21 protein-coding genes are annotated in these 21,413 nt (G+C 68.3%); 8 read left to right on the forward strand and 13 right to left on the reverse strand.

The features are described 5' to 3' along the window. Positions 1–152: 152 nt before the first annotated feature. Positions 153–863, forward strand: coding sequence for a hypothetical protein (locus ACLJOO_RS04515; protein ID WP_410785535.1), 711 nt, complete (start codon positions 153–155; stop codon positions 861–863). Here ACLJOO_RS04515 and ACLJOO_RS04520 read toward each other — a convergent pair. The 4 genes from ACLJOO_RS04520 to ACLJOO_RS04535 all read right to left on the reverse strand — a co-directional run bounded on the left by ACLJOO_RS04520 (position 860) and on the right by ACLJOO_RS04535 (position 3,829). Continuing rightward, positions 860–1,465: a CGNR zinc finger domain-containing protein gene (locus ACLJOO_RS04520; RefSeq protein WP_410785536.1), complete on the reverse strand. Its 606-nt coding sequence runs from the start codon at positions 1,463–1,465 to the stop codon at positions 860–862. The two genes, ACLJOO_RS04515 and ACLJOO_RS04520, sit on opposite strands and share 4 nt — an antisense overlap. An 85-nt stretch (positions 1,466–1,550) precedes the next feature. Further along, positions 1,551–2,531: an SPFH domain-containing protein gene (locus tag ACLJOO_RS04525; RefSeq protein WP_410785537.1), complete on the reverse strand. Its 981-nt coding sequence runs from the start codon at positions 2,529–2,531 to the stop codon at positions 1,551–1,553. Further along, positions 2,531–2,824, reverse strand: a complete 294-nt coding sequence (locus tag ACLJOO_RS04530) for a hypothetical protein (protein ID WP_410785538.1) — start codon at positions 2,822–2,824, stop codon at positions 2,531–2,533. The genes ACLJOO_RS04525 and ACLJOO_RS04530 overlap by 1 nt, the downstream gene beginning before the upstream one ends. A 288-nt stretch (positions 2,825–3,112) precedes the next feature. Continuing rightward, positions 3,113–3,829, reverse strand: coding sequence for a TetR/AcrR family transcriptional regulator (locus tag ACLJOO_RS04535; RefSeq protein ID WP_410785539.1), 717 nt, complete (start codon positions 3,827–3,829; stop codon positions 3,113–3,115). 114 nt (positions 3,830–3,943) lie between these two features. Here ACLJOO_RS04535 and ACLJOO_RS04540 point away from each other — a divergent pair, with 114 nt between their 5' ends. Then, positions 3,944–6,121 (forward strand): MMPL family transporter, encoded by a 2,178-nt coding sequence (locus tag ACLJOO_RS04540; RefSeq protein WP_410785540.1) that lies wholly within the window; start codon positions 3,944–3,946, stop codon positions 6,119–6,121. On the opposite strand, the gene pdxH is transcribed toward ACLJOO_RS04540, so the two are convergent. The 3 genes from pdxH to ACLJOO_RS04555 are packed head-to-tail and all read right to left on the reverse strand — an operon-like array spanning position 6,067 to position 9,277. Next, positions 6,067–6,711: a pyridoxamine 5'-phosphate oxidase gene (pdxH, locus tag ACLJOO_RS04545; RefSeq protein ID WP_410785541.1), complete on the reverse strand. Its 645-nt coding sequence runs from the start codon at positions 6,709–6,711 to the stop codon at positions 6,067–6,069. The genes ACLJOO_RS04540 and pdxH overlap by 55 nt on opposite strands. Positions 6,712–6,720: 9 nt before the next feature. Further along, the gene (locus ACLJOO_RS04550; protein ID WP_410785542.1) at positions 6,721–8,610 is read right to left on the reverse strand and encodes a hypothetical protein; all 1,890 of its coding nucleotides are present in this window, start codon (positions 8,608–8,610) and stop codon (positions 6,721–6,723) included. A gap of 31 nt (positions 8,611–8,641) precedes the next feature. Continuing rightward, positions 8,642–9,277: a hypothetical protein gene (locus ACLJOO_RS04555; RefSeq protein WP_410785543.1), complete on the reverse strand. Its 636-nt coding sequence runs from the start codon at positions 9,275–9,277 to the stop codon at positions 8,642–8,644. Positions 9,278–9,432: 155 nt separating this feature from the next. Here ACLJOO_RS04555 and ACLJOO_RS04560 point away from each other — a divergent pair, with 155 nt between their 5' ends. Next, on the forward strand, positions 9,433–10,545 hold the full coding sequence (locus ACLJOO_RS04560; protein ID WP_410785544.1) for a citrate synthase 2: 1,113 nt from the start codon (positions 9,433–9,435) through the stop codon (positions 10,543–10,545). 9 nt (positions 10,546–10,554) lie between these two features. Here the strand turns inward: ACLJOO_RS04560 and ACLJOO_RS04565 are convergent, their stop codons facing one another. Further along, positions 10,555–11,283, reverse strand: coding sequence for a helix-turn-helix domain-containing protein (locus ACLJOO_RS04565; protein ID WP_410785545.1), 729 nt, complete (start codon positions 11,281–11,283; stop codon positions 10,555–10,557). Positions 11,284–11,410: 127 nt separating this feature from the next. On the opposite strand from ACLJOO_RS04565, the gene ACLJOO_RS04570 reads away from it, so the two are divergent. Next, positions 11,411–12,262, forward strand: coding sequence for a phytanoyl-CoA dioxygenase family protein (locus tag ACLJOO_RS04570; RefSeq protein ID WP_410785546.1), 852 nt, complete (start codon positions 11,411–11,413; stop codon positions 12,260–12,262). Positions 12,263–12,351: 89 nt separating this feature from the next. Next, a complete protein-coding gene (serC, locus tag ACLJOO_RS04575) occupies positions 12,352–13,536 on the forward strand; it encodes a phosphoserine transaminase (RefSeq protein WP_410785547.1) in 1,185 nt (394 codons plus the stop codon). Positions 13,537–13,857: 321 nt separating this feature from the next. Here the strand turns inward: serC and ACLJOO_RS04580 are convergent, their stop codons facing one another. From ACLJOO_RS04580 to ACLJOO_RS04590, 3 genes are all read right to left on the reverse strand, one after another. After that, positions 13,858–14,970, reverse strand: a complete 1,113-nt coding sequence (locus ACLJOO_RS04580) for a hypothetical protein (RefSeq protein WP_410785548.1) — start codon at positions 14,968–14,970, stop codon at positions 13,858–13,860. Continuing rightward, positions 14,967–16,223 carry a class I SAM-dependent methyltransferase gene (locus tag ACLJOO_RS04585; RefSeq protein WP_410785549.1) on the reverse strand — a complete coding sequence of 419 codons (1,257 nt, stop codon included), beginning with the start codon at positions 16,221–16,223 and terminating at the stop codon, positions 14,967–14,969. The genes ACLJOO_RS04580 and ACLJOO_RS04585 overlap by 4 nt, the downstream gene beginning before the upstream one ends. 96 nt (positions 16,224–16,319) lie before the next feature. Then, positions 16,320–16,685, reverse strand: a complete 366-nt coding sequence (locus tag ACLJOO_RS04590; protein WP_410785550.1) for a hypothetical protein — start codon at positions 16,683–16,685, stop codon at positions 16,320–16,322. A 163-nt stretch (positions 16,686–16,848) separates the two neighbouring features. Between ACLJOO_RS04590 and ACLJOO_RS04595 the strand changes: the two genes are divergently transcribed. Next, positions 16,849–17,448 (forward strand): helix-turn-helix domain-containing protein, encoded by a 600-nt coding sequence (locus tag ACLJOO_RS04595; protein ID WP_410785551.1) that lies wholly within the window; start codon positions 16,849–16,851, stop codon positions 17,446–17,448. A 9-nt stretch (positions 17,449–17,457) separates the two neighbouring features. Beyond that, on the forward strand, positions 17,458–18,729 hold the full coding sequence (locus ACLJOO_RS04600) for an MFS transporter (protein ID WP_410785552.1): 1,272 nt from the start codon (positions 17,458–17,460) through the stop codon (positions 18,727–18,729). On the opposite strand, the gene ACLJOO_RS04605 is transcribed toward ACLJOO_RS04600, so the two are convergent. After that, entirely contained in the window at positions 18,659–19,765 is a 1,107-nt protein-coding gene (locus tag ACLJOO_RS04605; protein ID WP_410785553.1) for a hypothetical protein, read from the reverse strand. The two genes, ACLJOO_RS04600 and ACLJOO_RS04605, sit on opposite strands and share 71 nt — an antisense overlap. A 108-nt stretch (positions 19,766–19,873) precedes the next feature. Beyond that, positions 19,874–20,746 (reverse strand): FAD-binding oxidoreductase, encoded by an 873-nt coding sequence (locus ACLJOO_RS04610; RefSeq protein ID WP_410785554.1) that lies wholly within the window; start codon positions 20,744–20,746, stop codon positions 19,874–19,876. A 419-nt stretch (positions 20,747–21,165) separates the two neighbouring features. Between ACLJOO_RS04610 and ACLJOO_RS04615 the strand changes: the two genes are divergently transcribed. Further along, complete coding sequence (locus ACLJOO_RS04615) at positions 21,166–21,411, forward strand: hypothetical protein (protein WP_410785555.1); 246 nt, start codon at positions 21,166–21,168, stop codon at positions 21,409–21,411. Positions 21,412–21,413: the final 2 nt, after the last annotated feature.

Genomic DNA, 21,413 nt, shown 5'->3' on the forward strand with positions numbered 1-21,413 from the left:
TCGTTTGAACTGGAGGGCTCAGCCCAGTTGTCTCCGAGAAATCCTCAGATTTCTCTGAAACCCTTTTCTTCCCAGCACTCTCTTCCTTCACACTTCCACCACAGCACGTACACAAACGAGTGATTCCTGTGAGTGCATTAGGGTCCTGGGGCATGAGTTTTGTGCGGGTCGAGCGGCGATTCCAGGGGCCGGAGAGGTCGGGCAACGGCGGGTACGTCGCAGGTCTGGTCGGAACCGCGCTGGCCGCGGGCCTCGGGCCGGAGTCGGTGCCGAAGGTGACGCTGCGGATGCCGCCGCCGCTGGAGAAGGACCTCGAGCTGGACGCCGGACGGTTGACGGACGGTGACGCTGTGGTGGCAGAAGCGGTGCCGGTCGACCTGGATTTCCTCGCCGACGCCACGATCGATCCGGTGCTGCCCGAAGAGGCTCGCGCGGCCGAGGCGTCGTACCGCGGGCTGCACGACCACCCGTTCCCGACCTGCTTCGTCTGCGGGCCGGCGAACCAGAACGGTCTGCGCCTGAAACCCGGCCCGATCGGCGGCGGCCGTACGGCGTGCACCTGGACGCCGGCCGCGGACCTCGCGACCGACGGCCTGGTCGACGAGGTGTTCCTGTGGGCGGCGCTCGACTGCCCCGGCGGCTGGACGATCGACCTCGAAGGACGCCCGTCGGTGCTCGGCCAGCTGACCGCGTGCATCGACGCGCGCCCGGAGGCCGGCGAGGAATGCGTCGCGCTCGGCCGCTACCTCGGCGAGGACGGCCGCAAGACGTTCACCGCCAGCACCCTGTACGACGCCGACGGCCGCGTCCTCGCCCGCGCCAAACACACCTGGATCACCGTCGACCCAGCAGCCTTCAACTAACGAGCCCGCGCGGCGTGGGCGCGGACTTTGGCGCGGTTGCCGCAGGTGGCCATCGAGCACCAGCGGCGGCGGCCGCGTGCGTCGACGAACAGCCAGCCGCACGACGGGCAGGTCCGCACGTGCTCGCGCGACGAGCCGGTCAGTAGCTCGCCCGCGAGCAACGCGAGATTGTGCAGTGGGAGCTCAAGATCCTCCGGCAACTCCCACACCGGGCCGTCCTCCGAGCGCACGAGCTGCCGTCGCCCGGAGGCCTTCTCGATCAGCCGGGCCGCCGCCCCGAAGGTGTGATCGGTCGCCTGCCCGGTGAGTACGTCGTACAGCTCGGAGCGGAAATCGAGGGTGGTCTGCAGTCGCCGTCCCACTTCGGTCGGACTGCTCCCGGCCCGCTCGATCAGCCGGAACACGGTCGCCGGCGGCAGCAGGCCGACGTACGAGTTCCAGATCAGGAAGGCCTCGTACGACGTCAGCCACTCGGTCCGGGCAGCGCCGCGGGTGGTCCACTCGGACCGGGTGTTGACGAAGTCGAGCACCGGATGCGCGCCGACCGGCTTGGGCAGGACGACGCCCTGTACAAGCTCGAGGTGGGACGGCAACGAACTCATCGTCGTCCTCGCTACGCTCCGGGCGCCGATGAGGCACCAAGCGCGCTGTGTTGGATGGTGAATTCGCTGCGCTCATTCACGGGGATTACCTGGCCGGCGTCGTTGGTGTGGTTGGCTGCTGGTTGGTCGTGGTCGGCACCGGGATGCTGACGTTGCCGTTCTGCGGGATGACCATGAACTGGATCTTGCCCGATTCGATCGCGGTCTTCAGCAGGTAACCCTGCGCCCCGAGCATCGCGACCTGCTGCTTGACCGACTGCAGCTCGACGTTCACCTGCTGGTTCTTCTGCTCCTGCGTGGCCTTGGCGAGCTCGGCGCGCTGCTTGGCCTCCAGACCGTCGATGATGCCCTTGTCCAGCGGCATCGGCTTCTGGACCGTGAAGGACAGCTCACCGCAGTCGTTGCTGCCGTTGTAGCCCGGGCCGCAGAAGTAGTCGCCGCCGACCGCGGCCGGCAGCAGCCGGGTGAACTCCTTGGCCGCCGCGGACTGGAACGCCGACTTCATCTTCTCGTTGTTGTAGAGCTCCGCCCAGCCGTAGTTGGTCGCGACTGCGGACAGCGCCCGGTCGATCTGCGGACGGAAGTAGCTCTGCAGCATGTCGTTCCAGCCGCTCTCCTCGTATGCCTCGGTCTTCAGGCCGATCCGCTCGTGGAACGACTTCAGCACGTCCTTGTTGCGGTTCAGCGTGAAGTACACCTGCACGCGGACGCCGAGCCGGACGTTGTCCTTGCTGACCACGGTGACCTCGTCGGCGGCGTCCGTGTCGGCGCCGTCGCCGCCGATGATGTACGAGCGCTGGTCGATCGGGTACGTGTAGAGCGTGTCGCCCGGGCCGATCAGCTTGTTCGTGGAGCCCGGCGGGACGACCGACTTGAACTTCTTGTCCTCGATCACGCCGCCGCCGTAGTGCAGACCGATCCGGTTCGCGTCGGTGTTGGCGAAGTTGAAGATGTTGAACAGGATGATGATCACGATCACGATCAGGATCAGCACCCCGATCACCTTCGCCTTGCCGCCGCCCCCCTTGGGCTTGATCGCCGCCGCGGCGTTCCCCAGCTTTACCATCAGTCGCCTAGCTCCTTGTGTTCTTCCACCAGTCGCCGGACGTCGGCGAGGGTCAGGTCGGCGGTGACCGCGACGTCCCGCGGTACCGACGGATGCGAGCTGAGCGTACGCAGACCCTGCTCCGCAGCCGCGACTGCCCGCTCCAGTGCCCTGACCTCCTGCATCAGCGCCCGATGTTCGGCGTTCAGCGTGGCCAGTGCCTGCTCCGCGGTCACGGCCCGGCGATACGAGGCCCACGCGAACCAGGCGACGCCGATCAGCAACACGATCGCCGGCAGTCCGAGTCTGATCATGCCGTCGATTGTGGTTCATCCCAGGGCAAAATTCTGTTGAACCGCGAATCGGTCGGCAGTAGGTTCTGAGTACACGCGAAGGGAGGTGGTCCAACGCATGAATTGCTATCGGACTCGTGAGGTGGCGGCGGGCTAACCGCCAACCACAGTTAAGTGGGCAAGTGGTCGGCCGAAACCAACGCCAGCCACCGGGCCTGCGGGCAGTCAGGTAGTCCGCCTGACCCTGAGTTCGGCCACCCGGTCGTGTCTCTGGAAGCGCCCGCAGGCTTCTTCTTGTCAAGGGCACAGCTATTCGGGAGTCGGGCAGTCCAGCCCTAGTGCCTGGCCGATCTCGTAGAGCTGCGCCTCGAAGTACGCCGCCGCGTCCGGCAGCACCCAGTGCAGCTGGCCGAAGATCTCCATGCAGATCAGGCCGTAGAGCCGGGTCCAGTAGGTGAGCGACAGGTAGATCGCGCCGGCCGGCATCCCGCCGAAGTGCTCCGACTCCTGGGTGAGCTGGGCGACCAACTCGGACCCGAGGACCTCGTCGGGCGGGTACGGGAACGGCTTCCAGTGCCAGATCTGCGCCACCAGCTCCTTGAACACCGACCCGAAGCGCATCGCCGCCTGATGGCCGGGCGTCTGCTCGTGGTCCTCCGCGTCCGGGCTCGGAACGGCCGTACCGAACAGCAGCGCGAACTCTGCCGGGTGCGCCAGTCCCCAGTCCCGGAGACCGTTGGCGAGCAGGTACAGCCGGGCGCCGAGATCCACTTCGTCGTCGGTGGACTGCAGGTCCATCAGCGCCGCGGTCAGTTCGTCGTACAGGTCCGCGATCAGGGCGCCGATCAGGGCCTCGTGGCTCGGGAAGTACCGGTAGAGGGCCGGCGGCGTGAGGCCGAGCTCGCGCGCAACGGCCCGCAGGCCGACGGCCGCCGTACCGCCGGAAACCAGCAGCCGGCGGGCGGCCGCCTTGATCTCCGCGACCGTGGCCGCTCGCCGCCGGTCCCGGCTCCCACCGAACTCCACCGAAAACTCTCCTTGACATCGACACGGGTCAGGCGCCTACAGTGAACACCGTTAACAGTTAACGCTGTTCACTCAAGCTCCTGCCGCTCAATCTACGCCCTGGGGGACAGTTTCGTGTTCGAGACGCTCGGCCGTTTCGCCTACCGGCGGCGCCGTCTGGTGCTCGCCCTGACCGGTGTGTTCGTCGCCCTCGGCCTCGTCTGGGGCACCGGCGTGTTCGGCTCGCTGGCGAACGGCGGCTTCGACGCGCCGGACACCGAGGCCGCGAACGCCGTCAAGACCATCGAGCAGAACGTCGGCCGCACCGGCACCGACGTGATCGTGCTCTACCGCAGCCCGTCGTCGACCGTGGCCGATCCGGCCTTCCGGCAGTCCGTCGAGAGCGATCTGGCCGACTTGCCGACTGCCGACGTGACCGCGGTCTCGACGTACTGGAGCACCAAGTCGCCGGTGTTCGTGTCGAAGGACCAGCACAGCACGTACGCCGTCCTCACGCTGGCCGGCGCGACGCCGGAGGACCGGCTGGACACGTTCCACAAGATCGCCTCGGAGGTCCGCTCGGGACCGGCCGGTCTGGACACGAAGGTCGGCGGCGAGGTCGCGGTCTTCGACGAGGTGAACACCCAGACCGAGCACGACATCGTGAAGGCCGAGACGATCTCGACACCGATCGTGCTGGTGCTGCTGGTTGTGGTCTTCGGCGGCCTGGTCGCCGCGTCGCTGCCGCTGTTCGTCGGTGCGCTCGCGATCCTCGGCGCGTTCGTGCTGCTGCGCGGCCTGTCGGCGGTCACCGACGTGTCGATCTTCTCGATCAACATCGTCACGATGATCGGCCTCGGGCTGGCCATCGACTACGCCCTGTTCATCATCACGCGATTCCGCGAAGAGCTTGCTCGCGGCAATGATGTCGAGACGGCACTGACGGCGACGATGGCGACGGCCGGACGGACGGTGGCCTTCTCCGGTGTGACAGTCGGCGTGGCGATCAGCAGCCTGGTCCTGTTCCCGGTGATGTTCCTGAAGTCGATGGCGTACGGCGGCGCCGCCGCGGTGGCGATCGCGATGATCGCGGCCCTGACCGCGTTGCCGGCGTTGCTCGCGGTCCTCGGGCACCGGGTGAACAACCTGCGGATCTTCAAGCCCCGCAAGGTTTCCAGCGATCACGGCGCCTGGTACCGCCTGGCGCACAGCGTGATGAAACGCCCGGTGCGGTACGTCGTCGTACTCGTCCCACTGCTGCTCGTGCTCGGGATCCCCTTCCTTTCAGCGCAGTTGGGTGGGGTCGACCACCGATCGTTGCCGTCCGGCGCCACCTCGCGGACGGTGACCGAGACGCTGCAGCGCGACTTTCCGGGGGCCGGCGGGTCGGACATCTACGCGGCGGTGCGGTTCGACTCCGCGCCGAGCGATCCGTCTGCGGCGTTGGCCACGTACATCGCTCAACTGCAGCAGGTGCGGGACGTGGAGAACGTGCGGATCGGCGGGTATGCGCACGGCGTCGCGTCCGTCGTCGTACACACTCGCTTTACCGGGCAGGAGTTGCCGGCGCGGGACGTCGTCCATGGGGTGCGCGCGGTGCCGGCGCCGTCCGGGACCGACGTACAGGTCGGTGGAGAGACGGCGGCGGTGATCGACCTGCTCGATGTGCTGAAGGAGCGGGCGCCGTACATGGCCGGATTCATCGTCGTGGTGACGTTCCTGCTGCTGTTCGTTGCCTTCGGCTCGTTCGTGCTGCCGGCGAAGGCGCTGCTGATGAACGTGCTGTCGCTGTCCGCGGCGTTCGGCGCGATGGTGTGGATCTTCCAGGACGGGCATCTGTCCGGGTTCCTCGACTTCACGCCGGCGGGGTTCCTCGACGCGACCAACCCGGTGCTGCTGTTCGCCGTACTGTTCGGGCTGTCGATGGATTACGAGGTGTTCCTGCTCAGCCGGATCCGGGAGGAGTACGACAAGACCGGCGACAACACCCAGGCGGTCGCACTCGGGCTGCAGCGGACCGGCGGCATCATCACCAGCGCGGCGCTGCTGCTGATCATCGTGGTCGCGGCGTTCTCCACGTCGGGCATCGTCTTCGTCAAGATGATCGGCGTCGGGCTGGTGATCGCGATCGCGCTGGACGCGACGATCGTGCGGGCGCTGCTGGTGCCGGCGACGATGCGGCTACTGGGGCGCGCGAACTGGTGGGCGCCGGCGCCGCTGGTGCGCTGGTGGAAGTCACACGGCTTCCGCGAAGAGCCTCAGGGCTGGAGTCGCGACAGCGCCCAGTCGCCGCCGGAGCTCGTCCGGCGGTAGGCCAGGCGGTCGTGCAGACGGCCGGTGCGGCCCTGCCAGAACTCGAACGCCTCCGGGGCCACCAGGTAGCCGCCCCAGAAGTACGGCGTCGAGATCTCGGTGCCCTCCGGCCACTGCCGCTCGTACGACTCGTACTGCAGGTCGAGCTCCTCGCGGGAGTCCACCGGCTGGCTCTGCTGGGATGCCCACGCACCCAGCTGTGACTCGCGCGGGCGGCTGGCGAAGTACTCGTCGACCTCGTCGCCGGGCAGTTTCGTGACGGTGCCTTCGATGCGGACCTGTCGCTCCATCGCGTGCCACGGGAACACCAGAGCGCAGTGCGGGTTCGCAGCGAGGTCGTCGGCCTTGCGGGACTGCTGGTTGGTGTAGAAGACGAGCCCGCGCTCGTCCACCCGCTTCAGCAGCACGGTCCGCGCTGACGGGCGCCCGTCCTGGTCGGCAGTCGCGAGCACCATGGCGTTGGGCTCGGCCAGGCCGACTTCCCTGGCCTGTTCCAGCCAGGTCTGGAACTGCACGACCGGGTCAGGAGCCACCTGGCTCTCCAGCAACTCACCGAGCCCGTACGTACGCCGCATCTCCGCAAGGTCCACGCTTCGAGCCTACTTACGTCCGAACCTGCTCCGTCGATAGGCCCGCCACACCTTGGTACGCCCGATCGTGCGGACCAACGGGCTGCGGCGTCTTTTGGCGGTTGGCGGCTTGGGGATTGGCTGCTCTTGGGCTTTGGGGGCCGGGGCGCTCGGTAGGTGGCGGTTGACCTCGTCGAGGTGCTGATCGAAGGTGGCCCGCCAGAGCGCCTGCCGGAGCGTGGCCTCACCTGTTGCCGAGCTGGCACCGGCTACGGACGCGGCCCACAGTGTGTCGAGCGACTCGAAGCCTTCGACGTCCTGGAGGAGCTGCGCGATCAGGTCGCGGTCGGCGGCGTCAGCGAGGCAACGGACCTTCGCCGGGCTCCTGCGGGTGCTGACCGTCGGGCTGGGTTTGAAGAACGGTACGTCGGCCCAGGCGGGCACCAGCCGCCGGACCAGCTCGTGGTGCAGTGCGTTGTCGACGCGTTGCGCTGGGTCGAGTGCAAAGGCGGACCGGACGAACGAGGGGATCAGAAGGGGCGAGACGACGCCGGTGCGCTCCCCCGTCGTACCCCAGCGGCGGAGGCGTTCGACGACGTAGAAGTAGTCCAGCATCGTCGCGTTCTCGATGCCGCCGTGGACGGCGGTCCGCAGTACGCGCTGGACCTGCTCGGCGACGGCGGCGCGGGCTTCGTCGGCGGGTCCTGCTGCCGCGACCAGACGGGTCTGGAGGTGGTTGCTGAAGGCATTCAGCTTGCTCGGCAGCGGCAGCGCGTCGAGTTGCAGGACGTCGCGGGGGTAGAAGTGGCCGTGCGCCACCTCGCCGCCGGCGCCACCGATCGCGAGGTGGGCGACGCCCGCGAGCGTTGCGGGTGGCGTGTGGAAGAGGTAGCTGGCCGGGCGTAGGCCTTCGGCGTACCGGTGCCAGCGCAGCGCTCGGTTGACCATCTGCAGCGGCTGCGGCTTGGCGGTTGGTTTGGCGGCGACCGGCGTACCTGGGGTCTTTCGACTCACCACGTGTTCGACCGGTTGCTGCAACAGTTGCACGAGCGACTCTGCGACCTCCAGCTCACCAGGGACCGCGTCGTAGCTGTTGAGCTTCAGATCGACACCTGCGGCCAGGAAAGCACCTGCGACCACTCGTGAGTCACGGCCGCCGCTCAGGTCAACAGTCGGCTGTCCCGGCCACAGGCGGCACACTGATCGGGCTACGTCCTGCAGTGCGGCAGCTGTCTCCTCTGCTGTGTCCGCATTGTCCGTCGACCACACACTGGTCGTGTCGATCCGGCTGACGGTCCGCTGCTGACGGTAGCCATCGGCAACGATATGCGTCGCACCGGGCACCGTCAGCACACCGTCGTACGGCGTGCTGTCGTCCATGAACCAGCCACAGGCCGCGGCGAAAGTCCAGCCACGCGACGCTGCGACAGCTTCTTGGCCTGCGAACAGTAAGGCCGCGGCCGGCCGATTGGTCCATACCCAGCCGTCCGGCAACCGCAGCTGGAACAGGCGGCCGACACCGATCGAGTCGGTGAACAGGTCCAGGCGTTCCGCAGTCGGATCCAGAACCGCCATCGTGAACGGTGGTGCCAGTTCGAGGAAGCTGGCCGGAGTACGCCGTACTGCCTTGGCCAGTTGGGCTGGCGCATCGTACGGCGTCACGTCGCCGATCACACGTTGGTAGCCGAGCGGCGCGTGCACGCTGGCCACGCGGACGTCACCGTTGTCGTGCCAGGACGGCCAGAGACACGAGCCGTCGTGGCGATCCCACATGTGCAGTCCGACCGTGAGGCCGTCGTACCCCTGGTGCTTGGCCTCGTGCTTCCAGAGATCGCCGTAGTACGCCTCCACACGGGCGCGGCCGGCGGCGGCCCGCGCGGCGCTCTCGCGCGCGAAGGTGTAGGCGATCAGCGTTTCCATGCAGAGCCTGATGCAGGCTCCGCTGGGAAAGTTATTGCTGCTGGCCCGGATACTGCGGCGGCTGGCCGGGGCGCGGCTGGTCCTGCGGCTGGCTGTGTTGCTGGCCGTGTGGCTGGCTGTGTGGCTGCGGCGGCTGGTACGGCTGCTGACCCGGGTAGCCGCCCCACTGCTGGGTCTGCTGCGGGTAGGTGGACTGGTAGCCGCTGCCACCCTGTGCCAGCCCAGGCGGCTGCGGAAGCCTGGCCAGCTTGGACTCCTGGGACCAGCGCCGGATACCGACCAGCAACAGCGGTATGCCCAACAAGACGACGGAGCCGTCGTAGAGCAGCAACGACGAGCCGACACGCGACCCTGGGAACTCGAAGAGCTTCATGAGGTCGATCGTCTGCCGCAGCGGCAGCAGCATCGTGGCCAGACCGACCACGGTGAGCAGCAACCCGGCCCCGGTCGTCACACCTGCGCCGATGGCCGGAGCCATCATCAGCAGGCCGAGCACAACCGCGATGACGACCAGCAGCGCGAGCCAGGGCAGCGAATCACCCAGGTCGTCGCGGAACAGTTGCAGGCGCCGCATCAACCGGGGAGTCGCGTAGGACGAGGTACCCACGGCGACGTAGGTGACGATGACGCCGATCACGAGCCCGAGGGCGGGGAGGGGCTTTGTCATGAACCGAGACTAGACCTCTGTGCGGTCCACCTCCGGAACCTCCGAACCGGTCACAAAGCTGTCCGAGCGTCGGCGCGGAGAACTATGCTGCCTGAGCGCTTAGGGTGCGCAGGCTCCTGGTGGCCTGCGTCCTGACACGAGGACGAGGGAGTCGCATGTCTGATCCGAGGACCGAGGTGCAGCACGGGCTGGAGGGTGTGGTCGCGTTCGACACGCAGATCGCCGAGCCGGACAAGGAAGGTTCGGCGCTCCGGTACCGCGGCGTGGACATCGAGGACCTGGTCGGCCGAGTGCCGTTCGAGAACGTCTGGGGCCTGCTCGTCGACGGGGCGTTCACGCCGGGCCTGCCGCCCGCCGAGCCGTTCCCGCTGCCCGTGCACACCGGCGACGTGCGCGTCGACGTACAGTCCGCGCTGGCGATGCTCGCACCCGCCTGGGGTCTGCGGCCGCTGTACGACATCGACGACGTGCAGGCGCGTGAGGACCTGTCCCGGGCGGCGGTGATGGCGCTGTCGTACGTCGCGCAGGCCGCGCGCGGGATCGGGCAGCCGATGGTGCCGCAACGCGAGGTGGACAAGGCGACCACGATCACCGAGCGGTTCATGATCCGCTGGCGCGGCGAGCCGGACCCGAAGCATGTGCGGGCGGTCGACGCGTACTGGACGTCCGCGGCCGAGCACGGCATGAACGCGTCGACGTTCACCGCGCGGGTGATCGCCTCGACCGGGGCGGATGTCGCCGCCGCGCTGTCCGGTGCGGTCGGTGCGATGTCCGGTCCGCTGCACGGCGGCGCGCCGGCGCGGGTGCTGACGATGCTCGAGGGCGTCGAGCGGTCGGGTGACGCTCGGGCTTATGTGAAGGGTCTACTCGACGCGGGCGAGCGGCTGATGGGCTTCGGGCACCGCGTGTACCGGGCCGAGGACCCGCGCGCTCGGGTGCTTCGTCGTACGGCGCGTGAACTGGCCGCCCCGCGGTACGAGGTCGCCGAGGCGTTGGAGCAGGCCGCGCTGACCGAGCTGCGGGAGCGGCGCCCGGACCGGGTCCTGGAGACGAACGTGGAGTTCTGGGCCGCGATCGTCCTGGACTTCGCGGAGGTGCCGCCGCCGATGTTCACGTCGATGTTCACCTGCGCACGGACCGCCGGCTGGAGCGCCCACGTCCTGGAGCAGAAACGCACCGGCCGCCTGATCCGCCCGTCGGCGATCTACTCCGGTCCTGCGTCGCGACCTGCCGACTCCATCGAGGGCTGGAATCCCAACTGGGCTTAGGGCCAGGCCCTAACGATCCTGGCTGGGAGTGCGGCCGGTTCGTTGTTTGTACTGACGGCTGAAGTACGGGACGTCGGTGTAGCCGAGAGCGGTGGCCGTTTCGGTGACGGTCATTCCGCTCTCGGTGAGCAGCTGGTGGGCGCGGTCGATCCGCGCCTGGATCAGGTACTGCGCGGGTGACATCCCGAACTGGGCGACGAAGCGGCGGGTGAACTGGGCCCTGCTGAGCAACGCGCCGCGTGCCATCTCCGCGACGGTCCAGTCCCGGCCCGGGTCCTGCCGCAGCTGCCTGGCGATGTCGTCGACCGCGGTGTCGGTGACGATGCGGCCCGGGTGGTGGACGGCGTCCCAGATCAGCGCGACCAGTTGCTCGAGGCACAGTTCGGCCTGATGCCGGCCGAGGGCGTCACCCCGTCGGTACGACGCGTCGCTGGTCCGCGCGAGCACGCCGAGCAGCTCGCGGTCGAGCACCTCTCCCCAGCGCGGATCCGGGGCGGCCGTCGTGGTGGTCTCGAAGTGCATGCCGAAGACCAGCAGCCGGCGGTGCGGGTCGTGGGTGGCTCGTGGCGCGTCGCCGGGTTGGAAGACCGCGCAGACGCCGGGGCGCAGTTCCTGGCGGTTCCCGTCGAGTTCGAGGTCGCCGCGACCGTCGACGACGCACCAGAGCAGGTGATTCCGGAGCACGGGCGAGGTCCAGGACCAGCTGGGTTCGCAGCGCCAGAAGGTCGGGGCGGTCATCCGCTCGAGCCGGAGTCGGTGCAACAAAAGTTCAAGTCCTCGCGTGAATCGTCAGTGGCCAGGTGCGGTGTACGCACAGGAAAATTGGGTTCACCGAAAGACTAAGGCAGATTCGCGGGAGCCGTGCATGAGCGTTTCATCCAACGTTGTCGACGTACATCAGGAAGAGTTCGAGCGCACCGGGTACACGTTGGTGCGGGGCCTGTTCTCCACGGACGAGGCCGAGCGGCTGCGGGACCACTACATGGACGTACGGCGCAGCGGTCCGCAGGCGCACGCGTTCGCCGGGCATTCGTCGACTGACCGGGATCCGCTCAAGCGGTACCCACGGCTGGCGCAGATGCACCGGTGGGACGACACGTCGCTGCAGTGGATGATCGACCCGCGCATCGATCAGGTGATGACGGCGCTGCTCGGCAGGTCGCCGTACGCGGTGCAGACGATGCTGTACTTCAAGCCGCCGGGCTCGCGCGGGCAGGCGCTGCACCAGGACAACTTCTATCTCAAGGCCGATCCGGGGACCTGTGTCGCGGCGTGGATGGCGCTCGACCGGGTCGACGAGGCGAACGGTTGCCTCGAGGTCGTTCCCGGGTCGCACCGCTGGCCGATCCTGTGCACGGAGAAGGCCGACACCACGGTCAGCTTCACCGATGTCACGGTCCCGCTCCCGTCGACGGGCGGCGCCGTACCCGTGGAGATGGAGCCGGGTGACGTGCTGTTCTTCCACGGCGCACTGGTCCACGGCAGCAACCCGAACGTCACGACCGACCGCTTCCGGCGGGCGCTCATCGGCCACTACATCGAGGGCGAGGCGGAGCGGGTCGCGCAGTACTACCACCCGGCGCTGCGGATGGACGGCACCGAACTGACGCTCGAGGTCGCCGAAGGCGGCGGCGCCTGCGGCGAGTGGACCGAAACCCCCGACGGCCCGGTCGCGCTCCTGACCGGCACCGAGCGGACCACCCGCAAGCACGAGTAGCGTCTTTGTGCACCGGCCGTACGCGGAGCCTCCCGCCGTACGGCCGGTGAGTGGGACCCCGAGTGGGTGGTTGGGCGGGGTGTGCGAAGATGGATCGCGCTGACAGCGTCGTCGGCCTTCTTGTTGCAGACGACGAAGGGGACACGCTGGTGACCAGCGAAATTCGGATTCCTGAAGAGCTCAAGCCCGCCGACGGCCGCTTCGGGGCCGGGCCGTCGAAGGTCCGTCCGGAAGCCGTCGCCGCCCTGGCGACCGAGGGCGCGAAGCTGCTCGGCACCTCCCACCGGCAGGCGCCGGTGAAGAACCTGGTGAAGCGGGTTCAGGAAGGCGTCGCCGAGCTCTTCCAGCTGCCGGACGGGTACCAGGTGGTGCTCGGCAACGGCGGCTCGACCGCGTTCTGGGACGTCGCGACGTTCGGGCTGATCCGGGAGAAGAGCCAGCACCTGAGCTTCGGTGAGTTCTCCTCGAAGTTCGCGAAGGCAGCGCAGCTGGCACCGCACCTCGGCGACCCGTCGATCGTGAAGGCCGAGCCCGGCACTCGTTCGGTCGCGGTGGCGGAAGCCGGCGTCGACCTGTACGCGTGGCCGCACAACGAGACCTCCACCGGCGTGATGGCGCCGGTCAAGCGGGTCGAAGGCGCCGACGAGGGTGCGCTGGTCGCGATCGACGCGACCTCGGGCGCAGCTGGCCTGCCGGTCGACGTCAACGAGGCCGACGTCTACTACTTCGCGCCGCAGAAGGGCTTCGCCTCCGACGGCGGCCTGTGGATCGCGCTGATGAGCCCGGCCGCGCTCGCGCGGGTCGAGGAGATCGCCGCGTCCGGCCGGTGGATCCCGGCGTTCCTGGACCTGGCGACGGCGGTCGACAACTCGAGCAAGAACCAGACCTACAACACGCCGTCGCTCGCCACGCTCTTCCTGATGGCGGAGCAGACCGACTGGATCAACAACCAGGGCGGCCTGGAGTGGAGCGTCGCCCGTACGACGGACTCCAGCACCCGCCTGTACACGTGGGCCGAGAAGTCCGAGTACGCCACGCCGTACGTCACCGACCCCGACGCCCGCTCGCTCGTCGTCGGCACCATCGACCTCGACGACTCGATCGACGCCACCGCCGTCGCCAAGACCCTCCGCGCCAACGGCATCGTCGACACCGAGCCCTACCGCAAACTCGGCCGCAACCAGCTCCGCGTAGCCATGTTCCCCGCGGTAGCCCCCGAAGACGTAGAAAAACTAACCCAATCCATCGACTACGTAGTCGAAAACCTCAAGTAACCCTTACCCCCAACAGCCGCCGTCCCTACCCCGGGTCGGCGGCTGTCCCTTTCCCCGCCCCAAGCCACCCCGCACACGAGGGGATATCCGGCGGCGTTGTGCCTTCTCCGTTGGTGTGCGAGGGGAGAACCCACAACACCAGGGGATATCCGGCCCTCCTGCCGGATGCACGGCTGCTCGCGGCCGTGTGATGTGCGAGCTCGACAGGTAGTACACCGGCGAGACGCTGTACGCACGCACACGTTCACGCTCAGGTGCACTACCCGGCCATCCGACTCATCCTGTCGAGCTGCACATCACCTGCGGGCTGGGCGGCTGGGGTTAGGAGTGTTGGCGGCGGTGGGGGGTGGGTGGGGATTGGCCTGTCAGGCGGGCGTTTTCGGCTTGGCGGTCTTGGCGTTCGCGGCGGCCTGGGGGGAACGTGATGACGGTGATGATGAGGGCGAAGAGGGCGGCGCCGATGATGATCCAGCGGAGGTTGTGGCTCTTGCCGGAGTCGGCGTTGTTGCTGTCCGTCGTGGTTGCCGGCTTGGGGGTCGCGCTGGCTGAGGGGGGTGTGGAGGCGGCTGCCTTGGCGGGCACCTGGACCTGGTAGACGCCCGAGTTCGGGCCCTCGCTGCCGACCAGGACGGTTCCGTCGGTGGGACCGACGGCCACGGTCTCCCCCTGGCCCAGCGGTGCGGCGCCGCGGGCGATGGCGTTGGGGGTTTCACCCCAGGCGACCGTCGTCACGTCGGCGTACGTGCGCAGCACGACCCGTTGACCGTCCGGCAGGAACGTCCCGTCGGTGATCACTCCGGACGGCGCCGCGGCGAGCTTGGTCAGGTCGTTGGTGCCCTCGCGTGACGGTGCGGGCGGCGCCGCGTAGATCGCGCCGGTGCCCTTGAGCGCCTTCGTCACGATGTAGAGCTGGCTGGTCCCCGGCTCGATCAGCAGGGTCTCGGCGTCGTGCGCACCGTCCGGGTACTTGAAGTCGAACCGGTGGTACTTGACGTTCGACTCGTCCTCGAGCGTTTCCGGCTCCGGGATCGTGTAGATCTCGATCTGCTCCCGGTTCGCCTTGTTGTCGCCGATGTCCGCGATGTAGATCGTGCCGTCCCGGTCCACCCCGAGCGCCTCGACGTCGGTGACTTTCGCACCGAACCGCAGGACGGCCTTCACCTTGCCGGTGGCGTCCAGCGCGAACACCCGCCCGGTGTCGCCGGAGTCGTTCACGGTCCAGTAGGTCCCCGGGTGCTTGACGCTCTTGGCCAGCCCGGACGACTCCTGGATCCGTTCGTCCCGGATCGTGAACAGCTTCTTCGGCGCCGGCGTCGTCGGCCCCGCGTCCGAGCCCGCCGAACCCGCCGCGGCCGGCGACGTGGGCAACGCCACACCCGCCAGCGTGCACAGCGTCGCCCCCAGCAGAGCGAGCGCGGTCCGGACCTGTCTCACGAAATCACCTCGGTGACCGGAGTTTGCTCGGGCGGCGGGAGGAGCAGCTGGGCCAGCCGCGGCGTCACCTGCCATTCGGTGACCATCGACCGGTACTCGGCCTGCAGGTCCGCGGTCGGCTTGGCACCGGTCCGCGCAGCGCGGAGCAACAGATTGCGCGGCGTGTGCTGACTGTCCACGAACTGCACGACCTCCACCCGGTAACCGACCTGTCGGAGCACCGCCGCTCGCAGGGAGTCCGTCAGGACGTCGGCGAACCGCTCACGAACGATGCCATATCTCGTCATCAGCGCATAAGGCGCCGGTGGTGTGACGCTCTTCAGCTGCTTTTGGATGTCGTGATGACAACATGGAGCCGCGAGCACCAGTGAAGCCTCCCAGCCGACGGCTCGCGCGAGCGCATCGTCGGTCGCGGTGTCGCAGGCGTGCAGCGCCAGGACGACGTCGGGCCGGACGTCCAGCTCCGCGCCCTCGATGGTCGCGTCCAGGAACCGAAGGTGCTCCTGCCAGCCGAGCGCCTCGACCACCCGCGTGTTCCGCTTCCGCGCCGCCGGGTTGTGGTCGATACCAGTCATCCGGACGTCGTGACCGGCCGCCGTGAGCAAGTGGTACGCCGCCAGCGTGAGGTACGCGTTCCCGCAGCCGAGGTCGACCACCTGCAGCGGCCTGTCCGCCGCGATTCGCCCGGCCGACACCGCGTCGTCGAGCGCCGGCGCGAGCAGCTTGCAGAACTCCTCGATCTGCTTGTACTTCGCCTGCCGGGACGGCTTCACCCGGCCCTGGTGGTCGCTGATCCCGAGCTCGATCAGGAACGGCGCCGCCGGGTCGAGCACCCGGCGTTTCACCCGGTCGTGCCCGGTCTCCTGCTCCCGGCGGTCCTCCTGCCGGTGCAACAGTTCCTTCCCCTTCTTGGTGTACCGCAGCCGCAGCGTCTCGCTCGTCGTCTCGACGTGCCACGACCCGTACGGCAGGTCGAGGAGCTCGTCGACGGCCTTCTCCAGGTCCGCGCCCGCCACGTTCCGCGTGTGCGCCTGGCGCTCGTCGAACTCGGTGATCTGCAGGTGCCGCTGACCCTTCAGATCGACGTACCGCAGCTCCGCCCGGAGGTACGACGGCGGCTCCAGACCACGCCGCCGGCCCGAGGCCAGACCGCGCACCAAACCACTCTCGTCGAGCAGGGCAGCACTGATCACCGCCCGCGCTCCGGACTCCTCCGGCAGCGCCGACTCGTCCGACCGCACCTCTGGCTGCACCGCGCCATTGTCCCCGACCCATCGGGTCGATCACAAAAGGGTCTCGCCCACCCACCGTCGCAACCCGTGAACTCGCCGCAGTCACCCCCGGCCGGCTCATGGGAGTTGCTGGTCGTCGGCGAGCAGACCCAGCCCTCTGAGGCGGGTGATGATGCCACCTTCCTGGCGGCCCAGGGCGTCGACGATCTGCTCCAGGGGCGCGCTGTTGTGGAACATCTCGATCAGGGTCTGCTCGTCGTCGGGAGTCCACTGGCGGAACGCGTTCGGATGGGTCTTCCGGGCGCGCTTGATCTTGTGGGTCATCGAGCGCGGGTTCAGCGGCTCGAGCGACCGGATCCGGGCCTGCCGGTGGCGGCCGACCTCCTCGCCCTCGCGCCAGAACACCACTGCCCCGTCGTCGAACGTCATCAGGTCGGCCGGCACGTCGCAGTAGTCGGCGTCCTCGAGCATCACGCGCATCATCGCTGGTTCTCTCCGTTTCCTCGGTGGATGCGTGGTCGACAGAGAAGATGCCGCGATCCCGCCGTCCCCGGCGCAGCGATTCGCAGTCTGTGGACAACCGAATCGCACAACTTCTTTGCAAAATCACTTTGCAAAGAGTCTTTGCAGTCCTATGCTCGGACCCATGAGCGACGAGAACCCGAGCGTGGAGCCCGCACGGACAGTCCAGCTGGACCGTCACCTCGTGCGCGCCCTGGCCCACCCGATGCGGAACCGGATCCTCGGCCTCCTCCGGGTCTACGGCCCCCAGACCGCCACCACCCTGGCCGGACGGCTCGGCGTGAACACCGGCGCGACCAGCTACCACCTCCGCCAGCTCGCGGACGCCGGCCTGGTCGTCGAGGATGACAGCCGCGGCAACGCCCGCGACCGCTGGTGGAAGTCGGCGCACCAGGGCACCGAGTTCAACGCGGCTGAGCTGCTGGACCAGGAGCCGGAGCTGGCCCTGGGCTTCCTGCACGGTGTCGGCCAGACGTACGCCGAGAACATCTTCGGCTTCATCGACGCGATGCAGACGATGCCCGACGACTGGCGCGACGCCAGCATGCTGTCGGACTACTTCTTCCACCTCCGGGCCGACCAGCTCGACACGATGATGCGCGAGGTCATGGCGGTCCTGGAGAAGTACAAGACGCCGGACCTGACCGCTCCGCTCCCGGAGGGCGCCGAGCAGGTCACCGTGCAGATCCAGGCGTTCCCACGCGAGACGCGCCAGCGGGACTAGGGGGCGACGATGAAGGGCAACCGAGCGCCGTTGGCGGCGTTCCTGGTGGCGAACGTGGTGTCGATCTGCGGCACCCGGGTGAGCGCGATCGCGATCCCGTGGTTCGTCCTGATCACCACGGGTTCTCCGGTGAAGACCGGCCTCGTGGCGCTGGCGGAGATGGCGCCGCTGGTCGTGGTGAAGGCCATCGGCGGCCCGCTGATCGACAAGGTCGGGGCACGCCGGATCAGTGTCGTGGCAGACACCGCCAGTGCGGCGGTGGTGGCACTGATCCCCCTCCTCCACGAGCTCGGCCTCCTGCACTTTCCGACCCTGCTGGTGCTGGTCGCGATCGCCGGCGCGCTCCGCGGACCTGGCGACGCCGCCAAGTCGACGCTGATCCCGGACATCGCCCGGGTGGCCAAGGTCCCCCTGGAGCGAGTGACAGGCCTGGAGAGTACGACGGAACGCCTGGCGGGCTTCTTCGCGTTCGCACTCGCCGGCGGCCTCATCACTCTGGTCGGAGCAGTCAACGCCCTCTGGATCGACGCAGCGTCGTTCGGCATTTGCGCCGTACTGATCGCCCGCTGGATCCCCAAGTACGCGACGCCCGCGCCAAAGGAGGAGCAGGGCTACGGCCGCCGACTACTGGAGGGCTGGACCTTCCTAAGGGCCGACAAGCTCCTGCTGCCGCTGGTCGTCATGATCGCGGTGACCAACCTGCTGGACGCCGCGACCAGCACGGTCTTACTGCCCGTCTGGATCAAGGAGCACGGCTACGGCCCCGGCCACACCAGTCTGATCCTCACGTCGTTCGGGGTGACGGCGACGCTGTTCGCCTTGCTGGCGTCTGCGATCGGCGACCGCATCCCGCGCAAGCTCGTCTTCACGGTCGCGTTCCTGATCGCCGGAGCACCGCGCTTCGTGGCGATGGCCACTGATGCGCCGCTCTGGACGCTGATGGCGGTGTACGCCGTCGGCGGCATCGGAGCCGGCTTCATCAACCCTGTGCTCGGCGCGATCCAGCTCGAACGGATCCCCAGCCACCTGCGCGGACGGGTCAACTCACTGTCCAACGCTGTCTGCTGGACCGGCGTACCCCTCGGAGGTCTCGTTGCCGGTGGGGCTGTCGCCGCGATCGGTCTGGCACCGGCACTGCTCGCAGGTGGTGCGATCTACCTGATCGCGACCATGTCGCCCGTCCTGATCGGCCGGCACGAAAAGTGGAGGGCTACACAGGGTCCGACGGATCCTCAGGAAACGGCGGCAGATCCAGATCGGGTGGCAGTCGGAGCGTCTTAGCCTTCGTGGCGTTGTCCAGCTCGCGCCGCATCCGCTCTCGTTCCGCCCGCAGCAGCCCGAGCATCACCAGGTCCAGCAGCATCCCGCCAGCCGCCGCGAACTGCGTGGCCGCGAACTGAAAGACCTGTGTCATCAGCAACGACACCAGCACCGCCAGCTCGAACAGCCGGACCGCCCTGGCCCGATTGCGCCTCCGCAACGCCAGGGCACCGCGCACCGTGAACGTTGCCGACAGCAAACTCCCTGCCGTCACACCGAGCACCGGAAGGTGGTTGAGGCCGTCGCCCAGCACAGCGGCGATGACGAGCGCGGCTACGAACTGAACCGCCAGTGCGGCAACAGCGATGGGCGGCGCCTTCGGGTGGGTGGCGAGCCGTTCGAACCCGCGCTGCAGCGCTTGCCAGGCCGCGTCCACCGGAGCGGCCAGCTCGACCTCGTCGGGCGGACATGCGGAGAGCAGCTCGGCCGTCTCCCGCCGCCCCTCGATCTGCCGGGGTACGGCGCGCAGCAGCTCCGCCGCCTCGGCACGGCGCCGCCGGGACAGACCGCCCGCGACCCCTTCGACGGTGTGGTCGATGACGTTCGCCAGCTCCTCCCGCGGGTCGATCGGCCGGCGCGTGGCAAGGAAGCGGGACCCGAGGACGATCAGCACGAAGACGATGTACACGATCGCGGCCGTCGGCTTGTAGAAGTAGTTGTTGTCCGAGGTGACGAACTTCCCCACCTCGTCGATGAACAGCCCGAACCCGATCCCCCCGACCGTCGCCGCGGCCGGCCGCACCACGGGACCGACGTACCCGAGCAGCAGGGAGATCGCGATCAGCATCAGCAGCCCGCCGGGCAGAACGTGGGCGATGTGCAGGCCCTTGCCGCCGATCTGCGGGTACCCGCTCAGGCTGAGGATCAGCCGGGTGATCAGCACCGTCGCGACCCCGGACACCACGAACGTGGTCAGGTGCTCCCCCGAACGCACGTTGCGGACCAGCCCTGCCCGCATCAGGTACGACGAACGCTCACCGGTGGCGGGGGTGCTCATGGGCGCACACGTTAGCGTCAGCGCAGGAGCGCCGCGACCACGACGATGGCGACCAGGGCGGCCAGTACGAGCGAGGTCACCAGTCGGCGCGTGCGGGGGTCCACGAGGTCAGGGTATGGGGAAGTTCCCGACCAGCGTGCCGTGGGGGTCGACCCGCTGCTTGATCTCCCGCAGCCGGGTCAGATCCGCCTCGTCGTAGCAGTCCCGCGCCGTGTTCCACGCAGACAGGCCGGTCGGTGGCATCCGACCGGCACGCCACGGCGACAGCGCCTCCTGCAGCGCGCACAGTGCGTTCTCGACGGGCTGCTGCAGTTCTGGCACCGGCACGATCGACGCCGCCAGCACCATGTACTGCGCTGCGGGGTCAGCCGCCGCGACACCGGGACGACGGGTCTCAGCAGCCGCCCGTAGATGCCTGATCTGCAGCTGGAAGATCAGCGACGGCTGACCGCCGTGCTCGAGCAGTGTGTCAATCAGGTCCGGTGTGAGCTCATCGAACGTACTGGTGATCAGCGACAGCGCCTGGGGCGACGCGGGCACCGAGTTCATCTCCCCGACCGCACTGGGCTGGAGTGGCCCGATCGAGTCGGCAACTGGTGTCCCCGCGGCACGGATAGTCGCCAGCGCCCCCTCCAGAGCTTCCGGGTCGTACGGCGTCATCACGTCGACCATGCAGAACGACTTCCCGCGTACGTCGTCCGGCAGCGCCGGTGCGTGCGGGTAGTGGATCAGGTACGCCCACAACGTCACCTGCTCCGGCGCCTCCTGTGTCGCCTTCGCGTACGCCGTGAGCACGGCCTCCGACTGCTCTATCGGGAACATGAGTCGCCCACCCGTGATGGCCGGAGCCTCATGCAGTTCCACCTCGGCCGAGGTGATCACACCGAAGTTCCCGCCGCCACCGCGCAGCGCCCACATCAGGTCGGGGTCCACGCTGTCGTCGATCCAGCGGCGCGCGCCGGTACCGTCGACGAGCTCCACGGCCCGAAGGCTCGCCGCACCGCTTCCGTAGGGCCGGGAGAACCAGGAGAACCCACCACTGGTGCAGAAGCCGACCACCGAGATGTTCCCGGTCGAACCAGGCAGCGGTCGGCGCGGACGGCTGGTTCAACGAAGGCTAGTCCTGGCTGCGGTCAGTGACGGACGGCCACATCTCGGTAGCGTCTGTCCGGATTGTGAATACGAATGCAGACTGAGTGAATACGAATGCACTCCGGTATTGCGCATCCTCCAGCGGCGACCTACTCTCTCGCCAAGTGGAACATCACTTCCACCAAGTGGTAGTCCCGCACGTCGCCGACCGCCCACGAGACCGGCCGAAGTCCTTCCAGCCAAAAGACTTCGGCCGATTTTCCAGCGCGTTTCTACATCGGTGTAGAAGGCCCTCAGAGGAGGCCACCATGAGCATGAGTACGAAGATCTCCGCTCCGGCAGGCCGCGAAACGACAGCTGACGTCCCTGCCGGCAGCACCCCCGCGACACGCCCCAGACCGCGACGTGACCGCGTCGCCTATCTGTTCCTGGCTCCGTGGTTCGTCGGACTACTGCTGCTCACGGCCGGCCCGCTGCTCGGGTCCCTGTACCTGTCGTTCACCAAGTTCAACCTGCTGCAGCCACCCCCTGGACCGGCTTCGGCAACTACGTGAAG

Origin of the sequence: Kribbella sp. C-35 (assembly GCF_046549195.1) — a bacterium.
GTDB lineage: Bacteria > Actinomycetota > Actinomycetes > Propionibacteriales > Kribbellaceae > Kribbella.

Bases quoted from the DNA above. Each gene is read 5' to 3' on its own strand.
- ACLJOO_RS04515 (WP_410785535.1), top strand. From the start codon at position 153: ATGAGTTTTGTGCGGGTCGAGCGGCGATTCCAGGGGCCGGAGAGGTCG.
- ACLJOO_RS04520 (WP_410785536.1), bottom strand. From the start codon at position 1,465: ATGAGTTCGTTGCCGTCCCACCTCGAGCTTGTACAGGGCGTCGTCCTG.
- ACLJOO_RS04525 (WP_410785537.1), bottom strand. From the start codon at position 2,531: ATGGTAAAGCTGGGGAACGCCGCGGCGGCGATCAAGCCCAAGGGGGGC.
- ACLJOO_RS04530 (WP_410785538.1), bottom strand. From the start codon at position 2,824: ATGATCAGACTCGGACTGCCGGCGATCGTGTTGCTGATCGGCGTCGCC.
- ACLJOO_RS04550 (WP_410785542.1), bottom strand. From the start codon at position 8,610: ATGGAAACGCTGATCGCCTACACCTTCGCGCGCGAGAGCGCCGCGCGG.
- ACLJOO_RS04555 (WP_410785543.1), bottom strand. From the start codon at position 9,277: ATGACAAAGCCCCTCCCCGCCCTCGGGCTCGTGATCGGCGTCATCGTC.
- ACLJOO_RS04560 (WP_410785544.1), top strand. From the start codon at position 9,433: ATGTCTGATCCGAGGACCGAGGTGCAGCACGGGCTGGAGGGTGTGGTC.
- ACLJOO_RS04565 (WP_410785545.1), bottom strand. From the start codon at position 11,283: ATGACCGCCCCGACCTTCTGGCGCTGCGAACCCAGCTGGTCCTGGACC.
- ACLJOO_RS04570 (WP_410785546.1), top strand. From the start codon at position 11,411: ATGAGCGTTTCATCCAACGTTGTCGACGTACATCAGGAAGAGTTCGAG.
- serC (WP_410785547.1), top strand. From the start codon at position 12,352: ATGGATCGCGCTGACAGCGTCGTCGGCCTTCTTGTTGCAGACGACGAA.
- ACLJOO_RS04590 (WP_410785550.1), bottom strand. From the start codon at position 16,685: ATGATGCGCGTGATGCTCGAGGACGCCGACTACTGCGACGTGCCGGCC.
- ACLJOO_RS04595 (WP_410785551.1), top strand. From the start codon at position 16,849: ATGAGCGACGAGAACCCGAGCGTGGAGCCCGCACGGACAGTCCAGCTG.
- ACLJOO_RS04600 (WP_410785552.1), top strand. From the start codon at position 17,458: ATGAAGGGCAACCGAGCGCCGTTGGCGGCGTTCCTGGTGGCGAACGTG.
- ACLJOO_RS04605 (WP_410785553.1), bottom strand. From the start codon at position 19,765: ATGAGCACCCCCGCCACCGGTGAGCGTTCGTCGTACCTGATGCGGGCA.
- ACLJOO_RS04615 (WP_410785555.1), top strand. From the start codon at position 21,166: ATGAGCATGAGTACGAAGATCTCCGCTCCGGCAGGCCGCGAAACGACA.